The following is a 12368-nucleotide window of genomic DNA, read 5'->3' as shown; positions in this document are numbered from 1 at the left end:
CCCTTACTTGACGTCGGCCGCGACCTTCAGCGACACGATCTTGTCGGGATCCTGCACCGGCTCGCCGCGCTTGATCTTGTCGACATTTTCCATGCCCTCGATGACCTGGCCCCACACCGTGTACTGGCGGTTGAGGAAGGCGGCATCGTCGAAGCAGATGAAGAACTGCGAATTCGCTGAGTTCGGGTTCTGCGCCCGAGCCATCGAGCAGGCGCCGCGGCCATGATTGGCATTGGAGAACTCGGCCTTGAGGTCCGGCTTGTCGGACCCGCCCATGCCCGCGCGCGACGGCGCATAGGTCGGCTTCGAGGAGTTGCCGAACTTGACGTCGCCGGTCTGCGCCATGAAGCCGTCGATGACGCGGTGGAACACGACGCCGTCATAGGCGCCCTCACGCGCCAGTTCCTTGATGCGGGCGACGTGGCCGGGGGCCAGTTCGGGATACATTTCGATCACGACCTTGCCCTTGGTCGTTTCCATGATCAGCGCGTTCTCGCGATCCTTGATCTCAGCCATGTCAGAAATCCTTTTTGAAAATTGAGGGGTTTATTTGCCGTCGGCGGCGATGCGAACCTTGATCATGCGGTCGGGGTCGCTGACCGTGCCGTTGTCGGCCTCGTCGCCCTTCTTGATCTTGTCGACGAGGTCCATGCCGCCGACCACCTTGCCGACGATGGTGTACTGGCCGTCGAGGTTCGGCGCCGGCGCGAACATGATGAAGAATTGCGAGTTGGCCGAATTCGGGTCCTGCGATCGCGCCATGCCGACCACGCCGCGCGTGAATTGCTCGCTCTGCGAGAACTCGGCCGGCAGATCGGGAAGATCGGAACCGCCGGTGCCGACGGCTTGCGGGTCGAAACCCTTCTTCATGTTGCCGAATTTGACGTCGCCGGTCTGCGCCATGAAGCCGTCGATGACGCGGTGGAAGGCGACATTGTCATAGGCGCCGTCGCGCACCAGCTTCTTGATCTGCGCGACATGCTTGGGCGCCAGATCGGGGCGCAGCGCAATCGTCACGTCGCCATCCTTGAGCGTGATGATCATAGTGTTTTCCTTGTCGGCGGCGACGGCCGGCCCGGATGCCGAGAAAAGGGATGCTGCGAAAAGGCCGGCTAGCACGACAAGGAACGAAGCGAGCTTCTTCAGCTGCATAGGGATCTCCGGGAAAACCTATTTGGTGAACTTGGCGGTGAGCGCCCCGGCGACAGCCGCCGGCACGAATGGGCGGATGTCGCCGCCCATCGAGGCAATCTGGCGCACGAGTGTGGCGGTAATGGTGCGCACCGAGGGACTCGCCGGCAGAAAAACCGTCTGCAGTTCCGGCGCCATCGTCTCGTTCATGCCGGCCATCTGCATTTCGTAGTCTAGATCGGTGCCGTCGCGCAGGCCGCGGATCATGATCGAAGCGCCCCGCTTGCGGGCAGCGTCGATGACCAGCCCGTCGAAGGCAACGACCTTGATGCGGCCGGCGTCCTTGCCCAATTCGGCCTTGGCAGCGGCTTCGATCAGCTTCACGCGTTCCTCGAAGGAAAACAACGGTTTCTTGCCCGGATGGATGCCGATCGCCGCATAGACGGTGTCGGCCACCGCCAGCGACGCCTTGAGCACGTCAAGATGGCCGTTGGTCAGCGGGTCGAAGGAGCCAGCGTAAAGGGCGGTGCGTTCGGTCATGGCAGGCTTCTAGCGGGCGGGCGTACGGAAGGCAAATCCGATTAATTGCGGTCATCCGTGAACCATTCCGCGGACATGAACGACGGATGAACGCGGCAATCACGAACGTTTCACGCAGCGTTCACTAGGTTGCCGCTTCAAGGGACGAAACAAAATCTCCATCTCATCGTTGTAAGCTCAGGAGAACACGCAAATGCTGATCTACATGCTTGCCACAGCAATGACCATCGTGATGCTCATCGCGACCGCCTTCGGGTTGCATCAGGAAGCAGCGCGGGTGCGCGTCAAGGCCAACACCAAGCGCCTCGATGGTTTCGCCCACCGCAACGTCTACCGTCGCCACTGATCCCCGTCATGATCGAACCGGCCCAACGGGCCGGTTGAGCCGGACGAAATCTATTCGCTCCCGCCCGTATCGTCCGCACCAGCCTCGCTCGAAGCCACGTCTTCCGCTTCTTCGTCCGACTGCGGCTCCGAAATCCGCTCCACCGACACGACCTTCTCGCCTTCGGCCGTATTGAAGATCGTCACGCCCTTGGTGGCGCGACTGGCAAAGCGTATGCCGTTGACCGGCACCCGGATCACCGTGCCGCCGTCCGAAACCAGCATGATCTGATCGTCATTGCCGACCGGGAAGGTCGCGACCAGGCGGCCGATCTCGGCCGTCTTGGAAACGTCGGTGGCGCGAATGCCCTTGCCGCCGCGCCCCGTCAGGCGGAAGTCGTAGGACGACGAGCGCTTGCCGTAGCCGTATTCGGTCACCGTCAGCACAAGCTGCTCATGCGCCTTGAGGAACTCGTAACGCTCGTCGGAAAGCTCGGCTTCCTCGCCGACCTCCTCATTGGTGAGCGCGATCTCCTCTTCCTCGCCGGCGACAAGCCGGCGCTCGGCCGCCGCGCGCTTCAGATAGGCTGCACGCTCGGCGGGTGACGCATCGACGTGCTCGATGATCGACATCGAGATGATGCGGTCGGTCTCGGCCATGCTTATGCCGCGCACGCCGACGGAATTGCGGCTCTGGAAGACGCGCACGTCGGAGACCGGGAAACGGATGCACTGGCCGGAATTCGCCGTCAAAAGCACGTCGTCATTGTCGGTGCAGGTCTCGACGCCGAGGATCTCGTCGCCCTCTTCCTCCAGCTTCATGGCGATCTTGCCATTGCGGTTGACCTGGACGAAGTCGCTGAGCTTGTTGCGGCGCACGGTGCCGCGCGTGGTAGCGAACATCACGTCGAGATCGCCCCAACTGGTCTCGTCCTCCGGCAGAGGCATGATCGTGGTGATGCGCTCGCCCTGCTCGAGCGGCAGCATGTTGATCAGCGCCTTGCCGCGCGATTGCGGGTTGCCGATCGGCAGCCGCCAGACCTTTTCCTTGTAGACGATGCCGCGCGAGGAGAAGAACAGCACGGGCGTGTGCGTGTTGGCGACGAACAGCCGAGTGACGAAATCCTCTTCCTTGGTCGACATGCCGGAGCGGCCCTTGCCGCCCCGGCGCTGCGCCCGGTAGAGCGACAGCGGCACGCGCTTGATGTAGCCGGAATGGCTGACGGTGACGACCATGTCCTCGCGCTGGATCAGGTCCTCGTCTTCCATGTCCGCGCCGCCGTCGGAGAGCTCGGTGCGGCGCGGCGTGCCGAACTCGTCGCGGACCGCGATCAGCTCGTCCTTGACGATCTGCTGGATGCGCGCGCGAGACGACAAAATGTCAAGGAAATCAATGATCTCGGCGCCGATCTTGTTCAACTCGTCGGCGATCTCGTCGCGGCCGAGCGCGGTCAGGCGCTGCAGGCGCAGGTCGAGGATGGCGCGCGCCTGTTCCTCGGAGAGATTATATGTGCCGTCCTCGTTGATGCGGTGACGCGGGTCGTCGATCAGCTTGATCAGCGGCGCGACGTCGTGCGACGGCCAGCGCCGCTCCATCAACTGCTCGCGCGCCGTCTGCGGATCGGGCGCGGTGCGGATGAGCTTGATCACCTCGTCGATATTGGCGACCGCAATCGCAAGGCCGACAAGGACATGCGCGCGCTCGCGCGCCTTGCGCAGCAGGTATTTGGTGCGGCGGCTGATCACCTCTTCGCGGAAAGCGACGAAGGCTTTCAGCATGTCGATCAGCGTCATCACCTCCGGCTTGCCGCCGTTGAGCGCCACCATGTTGGCGCCGAACGACGTCTGCAGCGGCGTGAAGCGGTAAAGCTGGTTGAGGATAACGTCGGCGACGGCCTCGCGCTTCAGCTCGATGACGACCCGGTAGCCCTGGCGGTCGCTTTCGTCGCGAATGTCGGAAATGCCGTCGATGCGCTTTTCGCGCACCAGTTCCGCCATCTTCTCGATCATCGCCGCCTTGTTCACCTGATAGGGAATCTCGGTGACGACGATGGATTCGCGGTCGTTGCCGCGGGATTCGATATTGACGCGGCCGCGCATGACGATCGAACCGCGCCCGGTGGAATAGGCGCTGTAGATGCCGGAACGGCCAAGCACGATGCCACCAGTCGGGAAGTCCGGGCCGGGCACGATCTCCATCAGCGCCGGCAGGTCGATGGCCGGGTTGTCGATGAGGGCGATGGCGCCGTTGCAGACTTCGCTCAGATTGTGCGGCGGAATGTTGGTGGCCATGCCGACGGCGATACCGCCCGAGCCGTTGACCAGAAGGTTGGGAAAGCGCGCCGGCAGCACCTTCGGCTCTTGTTCGGCGCCGTCATAATTGTCCTGGAAATCGACCGTTTCCTTGTCGATATCCTCCAGGAGTTCATGCGCGACCTTGGTGAGCCGCGACTCGGTGTAGCGCATGGCCGCGGGCGGATCGGCGTCGATGGAGCCGAAGTTGCCCTGCCCGTCGATCAGAGGCACGCGCAGCGACCAGTCCTGCGCCATGCGAACCAGCGCGTCATAGATCGAGGCGTCGCCATGCGGATGGTATTTACCCATCACGTCGCCGACGATGCGCGACGATTTCACATGCTTGCGGTTCCAGTGGTAACCGCCTTCCTGCATGGCGTAGAGGATGCGGCGATGGACGGGCTTCAGGCCGTCGCGCACGTCTGGCAGCGCGCGGCTGACGATCACGCTCATGGCGTAATCGAGATAGGAGCGCTGCATCTCCTCGATGATCGAAATCGGCTCGATGCCGGTGGGGCCGCCGTCCGGCCCGCGCGGTGTCTTCTGGTCGGTCAAATCAGGTCACAATCCAGTCGGGAATCACTACATGCTTATATAGGAAGCCTTGCCGAAACTCCAATGTCGGCCGGACTTTTCCAGAGACAATTTTGATGGTAATTTCAAATGGATACCGCTGATTGCGACGATATGGCCACCGTCGTTTTCGCCGTCATGCGGCAAGGTCGGCGATGGATCGGGCAAAAACCGCAACTGCTGTGAAGCTGGCCTCATGGCTACCCATGCGGGCCCTCAGCGGCTGGAGCGTCAAGGACCTCAACGGCGATCTGGCGGCCGGCATCACGCTGGCCGCGATCGCCATACCCGAGCAGATGGCGACGGCGCGGCTCGGCGGCTTCGCGCCGCAGATCGGCTTTTTCACCTTCGTCGCCGGCTCTGTCGCCTTCGCGCTGCTCGGCGCCAACCGCCAGCTGTCGGCCGGCGCAGATTCGACGATCACGCCCTTGTTCGCCGGCGGTCTGGCGCTGATCGCCACCTCGGGCTCGCCGCATTACCTGGCGCTGGCGGCCATGCTGGCCCTGATGGTGGGGCTGCTGGTGGCGCTCAGCGGCGTCTTCCGTCTCGGCTGGATCGCCGATCTGCTGTCCGTGCCGGTCACGACGGGTTTCCTCGCCGGCATTTCGGTCCATATCATCGTCTCGCAACTGCCTTCCTTGCTCGGCCTGCCGGCCGAAAGAGGCGAGACCTTGCGGCGAGTCGGCGAGATAGCCGCCAATATCCACCTCACCAATCCCTGGAGCCTGGCAATCGGCCTCGGTGTCTTCGCCATCGTCTTCGCCGCCGGACAGGTCAGCGCGCGGATCCCGGCGGCGTTGATCGGCATGGTCCTGGCGACGCTTGGCGTCGTCTCCTTCGATTTGAGGAACCGTGGCGTCGAGGTGCTCGGCGCCTTGCCGAACGGGTTGCCTCCTCTCGGCATGCCGACCGTCCACTTCCACGACGCACAGGCTCTTGTCCCGCTGGCGTTGCTGATCGCCATCGTCGTCATGGTGCAGACAGCGGCCACGAGCCGCTCGTTTGCTTCCCAAAACGGCGAAGCGCCAGACGTCAATCGCGACTTTGTCGGCGTCGGCGCGGGCAGCATCGTGGCCGCCCTGTTCGGCGCCTTTGCCGTCAACGCCAGCCCGCCGCGCACGGCCATCGTCGCCCAGACCGGCGGCCGCTCGCAGCTGTCGGGCCTGATCGCGGCGGCTATCGTGCTGGGGCTCGGCGCTTTCGGCGGCAGCCTGCTGGCCAACGTGCCGCAAGCGGCCCTTGCCGGCGTGCTGATGTTCGTGGCCCAGCATATCCTGCGCTGGAGGATCGCCGTTAACGTATATCGCCAGGCGCTCGGCGAGTTCGCGCTGATCCTGATCACCATGATCGCCATCGTCGTCCTGCCTATCGAAACCGGGGTCGCGATCGGCATCGGTCTGTCGCTGCTGCACGGCATCTGGGGCTCGACGCGCACCGAGCCGATCGAGCTGGCGCAGGTACCGGGCACGTCGGTCTGGTGGCCGCCGAGCGGTTCCAGCCCGGGCGAGCGGCACCCCGGCGTGCTGGTGGTGGCGTTCCAGGCGCCGCTTTCCTTCGTCAATGCCGACCGTTTCAAGCGCGGTCTGAGCGACCTGATCGACGCCAGGAGCGAGGGCGTGAAGCTGGTGGTTCTGGAGGCCAGCAACATCGTCGAGATCGACTATACCGCCGCTCAGGCGCTGATCGACACCATCCGCCATTGTCGCGACAAAGGTGCGGTCTTTGCTATCGCGCGCATGGAATCGCTGCGCGCCCAAGCGGCGCTCAAGCGGTTCGGCATCGCCGACATCGTCGGCGCTGAGCGCATTTTCCACTGCGTCGACGCGGCGATCAAATCACTTGGTCCGGGGAAACCGCAGCTCAAGGAACAGGATAGCATGCCATGAACGACCCCCGACGGGCAGCGGCAGGCTTTTTCAGCCAACGCGCCGGGCGCGATAGGCGCGCGGCGCCTCTCCCATCTCGCGCCGAAACCGACGGTTGAAGCTCGACAGATCGTTGAAGCCTGTGTCGAAGGCGATTGTCGAGATCGTCGCGTCCGAGTTGCGCAGCCGCACGGCGGCCCGATGCAGCCTTGTCCTGAGCAGGAACTGATAGGGCGTCATGCCGGCCACATGCCGGAAGATGCGTAGGAAATGATACGGGCTCGTCGCCGTGGCGCCGGCGAGCTCGGCCAGCGAGAGCGGCCGCTCGGCATTGAGCTCGATCAGCCGCACCGCTTCGGCAACGCGTTTCTGATCGCGGCGGCTTGGTGTCCGCGCCGTTCTGAAAGAACCGGCGGCAGCCGCGACCACCGCGCCGGCAAGGCGTAGGCCGAGTTCCTCGAACGCCTCGTTGTCGCTCCTTTCGCGCGCAGCCTCCGCCTCGGCCAGCAAAGGCGCGAGCGCCGGCAAGGGCGGCAGGCGCGGATCGGCGAAGCCCAGCCGCTTCGCGCCCGGCAGTTCGGCCACGACGCGCTCCAGATAGGCTGGCGAAAAATGGAAGGAAAGGCAGCGGTCACCGGCGCCGTGCTCATGCCCGCATTCATAGCAGGCGCCGGGATTTCCGAGCAGGATGGCACCCGGCGCCAGCTTCGCCGTGCCCTGGCGCGTGCGGTAGCGGAACGTGCCGCTGGCCACCGCGGCGACGCAGAAGCCGCGATGTCCTTCCTCGAACGGCCTGTCGCCCGCGGCGGCGGTACACACCACGTCGGACACCTGCCAGCCTGATCCGGAAGCCAGAGTTCTCTGCGCTGTTGTCATGCCCGAACGATAGCAATTTTTCCCAAGCGGCGAACCCCGCCTGCCCCTATTGCTTGCCCTCTCCTGACAAACGAGGCAGCAACCATGACTAATCCCTTTGCCGAAGCCTTGCACAGCGACGACCCCATTCCGGATCTCGCCGAAAAGCTGAAGCTCTACGGCCGCTTCATCGGCGCCTGGACATTCGATGCCACGCGCATTCTAGAGGACGGCACAAAGCTCACCGGTCGCGGCGAGGTGCATTTCGGCTGGGTTCTGGAAGGCAGGGCCTTGCAGGACGTCTGGATACTGCCCGCCCGCGACGCGGGTCCCTCCCCGTCGCTCGGACCGTGGACCTTCTACGGCACGACATTGCGCGTCTACGATCCCGGCGCCGACGCCTGGCACATCTTCTGGAGCGACCCGCGCAATCAGTACTACAGCCGGCAGCTCGGCAGCGCCGAGGGCGACACGATCGTCCAGGTCGGCGCCGACGGAACCGGCGCGTCGGTACGCTGGAGCTTTTCGCGCATTACCGAAAACTCGTTCCGCTGGCTGGGCGAGCGCTCGCATGACGGCGGCGCGACCTGGCGCATGGAGGTGGAGTTTTTGGCCCGGCGGGTGGGTGAGAGCTGATGACTACCGAAGATCGCAGCGGCACAAAACAAGAGCCGTAGCCATCCTTTGCGCCGCCGGGCTTCACCAGGTTCGCGAAACCATCTTCCCGCCTGTTTCCAGCGCCTGGGCTTTGCTTTACCAATTGCAGAGGCTGGGCTTCGCCTGGCGGGAGGGGCCAGCGATGCCGAGTTTCGACAGCCTGTTCAACGCCTTCGTCACCATACTGGTGACCATCGACCCGCCGGGGCTGGCGCCGCTCTTCCTCGCCGTGACGCGCGGCATGAACCGAGAGGAGCGCCAACAGGTCTCGGTGCGCGCCTCGGTGATCGGCTTTCTGGTCATGGCGCTGTTCGCGGTTGCCGGCGCCTCGATCCTGTCGGTGTTCGGCATCACGCTGCCGGCCTTCCGCGTCGCCGGCGGCTTTCTCTTGTTCTTCATCGCCTTCGAAATGGTGTTCGAGCGCCGCCAGGACCGCAAGGAGAAGATCGGCGACGTCGCCATCACCAAGGACATGATCCACAACATCGCCGCCTTCCCGCTGGCGATCCCGCTGATCGCCGGCCCTGGCGCGATCTCGGCGACCGTGCTGTTGTCGGGACATTTCGAAGGCTTTGCCGCGCAGGCAGCCCTGGTCGGCATCATCTTCCTCTGCCTCGTCATCACCTATCTGGTGTTTGTGCTGTCGGAACGCATCGACCGCATCCTCGGCCAGACCGGCCGCTCGATTCTGACCAGGTTGCTCGGCGTGATCCTGGCGGCCTTGGCGGTCCAGTTCGTGGCCGACGGCGTCAGGGCGCTCATGGCAGCCTAAGAGGCTGCGAAGCAGCCCACCTACTGCCCTACTGCCCTACTGCCCTACTGCCCTACTGCCCTACTGCCCTACTGCGCCCCCGTCTCGACCACCTCGAAATCATGCGTGATCGTCGCCGTCTTCGCCATCATCGCGCTGGCCGAGCAGTATTTCTCGATCGACAGGTCGATCGCCCGTTTCACCTTGTCATGCGAGAGCGCGCGGCCCTTGACGATGAAATGCATATGGATGCGGGTGAACACTTTCGGGTCGGTCTCGGCCCGGTCGGCGTCGAGCTCCACCACGCAATCCTCGACCGCCTCGCGGCCTTTCTCCAGGATATGCACGACGTCATAGGCCGAGCAGCCGCCGGTGCCGATCAGCACCAGTTCCATCGGGCTCGGCCCAGGCGTCTTGCCATCCGGCCCATGCGCCGTGCCCAGCACGACCTTATGGCCGCTGCCGGATTCGCCGACAAAGGTGCGTTCCTCGACCCATTTGACGCGTGCTTTCACGGTGGTCTTCCTTGAGAAATTCCGGTCCGCGCTAAGGCCTGTTGAGATTCAGGTCAGGCCGCGCAGAAAATGGCGGGTTCCGAGAACCGGCCTACGCCGGCCGAAGCCCTCACAAGTGTCCCGCTCTATGAAGGTTACTGCCGGCGAAGGATGGATGGCTAAGCGGCAAAGGCCGCGAAGGCATGCCATGGGATTGGAGGCGGCGCCGACGGAAGCGGTCCGAGCGACATCGCCTTCCTCTAAACGACCATGTCGAGACGCTTAGAACGGGATCTCGTCATCCAGCTCCCGCGACGCGCCGCCGCCACCGCCGCCCCTGGAACCGCCGCCACCGCGGCTGAAACCTTCGTTCGGGCCCGACTGGCCGAAATCGGAACCACGGCTGCTGCCGCCTGAATAGTTACCGACCTGGCCGCTACCGCCCTCGCCGCGCGCGTCGAGCATCTGCAGCTCGCCACGGAATTTCTGCAGCACCACCTCGGTCGTGTAGCGGTCATTGCCGGTCTGGTCCTGCCATTTGCGGGTCTGCAGCTGGCCCTCGACATAGACCTTCATGCCCTTCTTCAGATACTGCTCGGCCACCTTGGCGAGCTGGTCGTTGAAGATGACGACATTATGCCACTCGGTCTTTTCCTTGCGCTCGCCCGAATTCTTGTCGCGCCAGCTTTCCGAGGTGGCGATGCGGATGTTGACGACCGGATCGCCGGAATTCAGGCGGCGGATTTCAGGGTCCGCCCCGAGATTGCCGACCAGAATGACCTTGTTGACGCTACCCGCCATCGTACTTCTCCGCGCTCATCCGAAACAAATTTTAAGTCGCTCACCTTACAGCCTCAGGGCCGCCCACGCCCGTAAAGGCTGGCTTTTCCCACAAGGTTTTTGTTCCTCTTTCGTTCTAGCATAACCGATGCTTCTGTCAAGGAATGTCAGCAAGAGGTAGTGTCCTGGTGTGGGAAACGAAAGGGGATATCTCCGAATGAACACCCTGACACATGAGGATCAGCCGCGCGAACTTTGGCGGACCGGAGTGGAGACGCGGATGCGTGTTGCCGCCGCCAACGGCGCGGCCGAGCTTTGCATATTCGAACAGTGGGTCGAACCGGCAACCGGGGCGCCGACCCATTCGCATTCGGTGGAGGAAGTGCTGACAGTGATTGCCGGCGAGGCCGAAATGTGGATCGAAGACAGGCGAGCAGTACTGACTGCGGGGCAGTCGCTGATCATCCCGGCGCATCGCAGGCATGGCTTTCGCAACATTGGGTCCGGCATGCTCCGCATCCATGCCGTGCTCGCATCGCCGATCTTCGAAGCAAGCTTCGACGGAGCCGCGAATCCGGTGAAGCGCTGGACATCATAAAAACAGCGCTTGCCAAATCTATAAGTATCGACTTATGCTTTCCGCATGATCGAAGCAGAGATTTTCCGGGCGCTCGCCGACCCCACCCGTCGCGCCGTCTATGAGCGGCTGACCGCCAGCGAGATGACAGTGACCGAGCTGCGCGCCGGCATGAGCGTGTCGCAGCCGGCGGTCTCGCAGCATCTCGCCATTCTGCGCGGCGCCGGCCTGGTGGTCGAGCGGCGCGCTGGCCGCAACGCCTACTACCGCGCCGATCCGCAGGGGCTCGACCCGCTGCTCGGCTGGATCGAACGCTACCGCGCCTTCTGGCCGGAAGGCATCGAGAAGTTGAAGACGGTTCTGAAGGGAATGGACCAATGACCAAGGCAGAGAATCCGACAGCGGCAGAGGCCCCGCTCAGCTTCGAATGCGAGCTTGCCGATCCGCCGGAAAAGGTCTGGCGGGCGCTGACCGAGCCGGAACTGCTGGCCGCCTGGATGATGCCGAACGACATCAAGGCGGAAGCTGGCAGCTGCTTCACCTTTGCCGGACCGGATGCGCCGATCGAATGCGAGGTGCTGGAAGCCGAGCCTGGCCGGCTGCTGCGCTATTCCTGGCGCGAGCGGCCGGCCGACAAGGATGCCGACCAGCTTCCCGCCTTTGACAGCATCGTCACCTTCACGCTGGCCCGGACAGCCTCCGGAGGCACGCATCTTCGGATCGTGCATGATGGCTTCGTGCCGGTGGCTGAGCCTGTTCTGGCCATTGCCGGCGCCGGCTGCGGGCTCTCGCTTTATGCGCGCAAGACCCCGACCGCGGCCAATGCGCCCTGCATGATGCTGCGCGCGGCCTGATAAGAGGAAACCCGTCATGAGCATTGCCAATCTGGTGCCGATGGTCATCGAGCAGTCGAGCCGCGGCGAACGTTCCTTCGATATCTTTTCGCGGTTGCTGCGCGAGCGCATCGTCTTCATCAATGGCGAGATCAACGACAATGTCTCGGCGCTGGTCTGTGCCCAGCTGCTGTCGCTGGAATCCGACAATCCCGACAAGGAGATCTCGCTCTACATCAACTCGCCCGGCGGCATGGTGACCAGCGGCTTCGCCATCTACGACACGATGCAATACATCTCCTGTCCGGTGTCGACGGTCTGCATGGGCTTCGCCGCCTCGATGGGCTCGTTTCTCCTGATGGCGGGCTCCCCGGGACGCCGCATCGCGCTGCCCAACACCAGGATCGTCCTGCATCAGCCGCTTGGCGGTTTCCAGGGCCAGGCTTCCGACATCCAGCGCCACGCCGAGGACATCGTGCGCACCAAGCAGCATATGACGGAGCTCTACGCCAGGCATTGCGGCCGCACCTACGAGGAAGTGGAGCGCACGCTCGACCGCGACTACTTCATGAGCGCCGCGGAAGCGAAGGACTGGGGCCTCGTCGACCACGTGTATGACACGCGCAAGAAAGCGGCCTGATATAGCGGAGTAGGCGCGCGGCAATTTGATCGCCGCGCGTCTGGCATCGCTTC

15 protein-coding genes are annotated in these 12368 nt (G+C 63.8%); 8 read left to right on the top strand and 7 right to left on the bottom strand.

What is annotated here, in order from left to right:
- Positions 1 to 3: 3 nt before the first annotated feature.
- From EJ072_RS30205 to coaD, 3 genes are all read right to left on the bottom strand, one after another.
- Complete coding sequence (locus EJ072_RS30205) at positions 4 to 516, bottom strand: peptidylprolyl isomerase (protein ID WP_042642653.1); 513 nt, start codon at positions 514 to 516, stop codon at positions 4 to 6.
- Positions 517 to 546: 30 nt separating this feature from the next.
- Positions 547 to 1044 carry a peptidylprolyl isomerase gene (locus EJ072_RS30200; RefSeq protein WP_245463509.1) on the bottom strand — a complete coding sequence of 166 codons (498 nt, stop codon included), beginning with the start codon at positions 1042 to 1044 and terminating at the stop codon, positions 547 to 549.
- 126 nt (positions 1045 to 1170) lie between these two features.
- Positions 1171 to 1671, bottom strand: a complete 501-nt coding sequence (gene coaD, locus EJ072_RS30195; protein WP_126082582.1) for a pantetheine-phosphate adenylyltransferase — start codon at positions 1669 to 1671, stop codon at positions 1171 to 1173.
- A 193-nt stretch (positions 1672 to 1864) separates the two neighbouring features.
- On the opposite strand from coaD, the gene EJ072_RS30190 reads away from it, so the two are divergent.
- On the top strand, positions 1865 to 2017 hold the full coding sequence (locus EJ072_RS30190) for a hypothetical protein (protein ID WP_095765297.1): 153 nt from the start codon (positions 1865 to 1867) through the stop codon (positions 2015 to 2017).
- Between the two features lie 50 nt (positions 2018 to 2067).
- On the opposite strand, the gene gyrA is transcribed toward EJ072_RS30190, so the two are convergent.
- On the bottom strand, positions 2068 to 4845 hold the full coding sequence (gene gyrA, locus EJ072_RS30185) for a DNA gyrase subunit A (RefSeq protein ID WP_126082581.1): 2778 nt from the start codon (positions 4843 to 4845) through the stop codon (positions 2068 to 2070).
- A gap of 224 nt (positions 4846 to 5069) precedes the next feature.
- On the opposite strand from gyrA, the gene EJ072_RS30180 reads away from it, so the two are divergent.
- Positions 5070 to 6749, top strand: a complete 1680-nt coding sequence (locus tag EJ072_RS30180) for a SulP family inorganic anion transporter (protein WP_245467042.1) — start codon at positions 5070 to 5072, stop codon at positions 6747 to 6749.
- Between the two features lie 30 nt (positions 6750 to 6779).
- Here the strand turns inward: EJ072_RS30180 and EJ072_RS30175 are convergent, their stop codons facing one another.
- Positions 6780 to 7604 carry an AraC family transcriptional regulator gene (locus EJ072_RS30175; protein WP_126082579.1) on the bottom strand — a complete coding sequence of 275 codons (825 nt, stop codon included), beginning with the start codon at positions 7602 to 7604 and terminating at the stop codon, positions 6780 to 6782.
- 84 nt (positions 7605 to 7688) lie between these two features.
- Here EJ072_RS30175 and EJ072_RS30170 point away from each other — a divergent pair, with 84 nt between their 5' ends.
- Together EJ072_RS30170 and EJ072_RS30165 are read left to right on the top strand one after the other, a co-directional pair.
- Entirely contained in the window at positions 7689 to 8219 is a 531-nt protein-coding gene (locus tag EJ072_RS30170; RefSeq protein ID WP_126082578.1) for a hypothetical protein, read from the top strand.
- A 163-nt stretch (positions 8220 to 8382) separates the two neighbouring features.
- Positions 8383 to 9012, top strand: a complete 630-nt coding sequence (locus EJ072_RS30165) for a MarC family protein (protein WP_126082577.1) — start codon at positions 8383 to 8385, stop codon at positions 9010 to 9012.
- 68 nt (positions 9013 to 9080) lie between these two features.
- Here EJ072_RS30165 and EJ072_RS30160 read toward each other — a convergent pair whose 3' ends face one another.
- Both EJ072_RS30160 and EJ072_RS30155 read right to left on the bottom strand, forming a co-directional pair.
- Positions 9081 to 9506 carry an OsmC family protein gene (locus EJ072_RS30160; RefSeq protein ID WP_126082576.1) on the bottom strand — a complete coding sequence of 142 codons (426 nt, stop codon included), beginning with the start codon at positions 9504 to 9506 and terminating at the stop codon, positions 9081 to 9083.
- Between the two features lie 261 nt (positions 9507 to 9767).
- Positions 9768 to 10286 (bottom strand): single-stranded DNA-binding protein, encoded by a 519-nt coding sequence (locus EJ072_RS30155; RefSeq protein ID WP_126082575.1) that lies wholly within the window; start codon positions 10284 to 10286, stop codon positions 9768 to 9770.
- 196 nt (positions 10287 to 10482) lie between these two features.
- Between EJ072_RS30155 and EJ072_RS30150 the strand changes: the two genes are divergently transcribed.
- Genes EJ072_RS30150 through EJ072_RS30135 form a run of 4 tightly spaced genes read left to right on the top strand, consistent with a single transcriptional unit; the run spans position 10483 to position 12315 of the window.
- Entirely contained in the window at positions 10483 to 10863 is a 381-nt protein-coding gene (locus EJ072_RS30150; RefSeq protein ID WP_245467041.1) for a cupin domain-containing protein, read from the top strand.
- Positions 10864 to 10908: 45 nt separating this feature from the next.
- Positions 10909 to 11223: a metalloregulator ArsR/SmtB family transcription factor gene (locus EJ072_RS30145; protein ID WP_126082574.1), complete on the top strand. Its 315-nt coding sequence runs from the start codon at positions 10909 to 10911 to the stop codon at positions 11221 to 11223.
- Positions 11220 to 11696: an SRPBCC domain-containing protein gene (locus EJ072_RS30140; protein ID WP_126082573.1), complete on the top strand. Its 477-nt coding sequence runs from the start codon at positions 11220 to 11222 to the stop codon at positions 11694 to 11696. Before EJ072_RS30145 ends, EJ072_RS30140 begins: the two co-directional genes overlap by 4 nt.
- Before the next feature lie 16 nt (positions 11697 to 11712).
- Entirely contained in the window at positions 11713 to 12315 is a 603-nt protein-coding gene (locus tag EJ072_RS30135) for an ATP-dependent Clp protease proteolytic subunit (RefSeq protein ID WP_126082572.1), read from the top strand.
- Positions 12316 to 12368: the final 53 nt, after the last annotated feature.

It is taken from the genome of Mesorhizobium sp. M2A.F.Ca.ET.046.03.2.1 (assembly GCF_003952425.1).
Lineage (GTDB): Bacteria > Pseudomonadota > Alphaproteobacteria > Rhizobiales > Rhizobiaceae > Mesorhizobium.
This window is presented reverse-complemented; position numbering and strand designations above follow the sequence as displayed.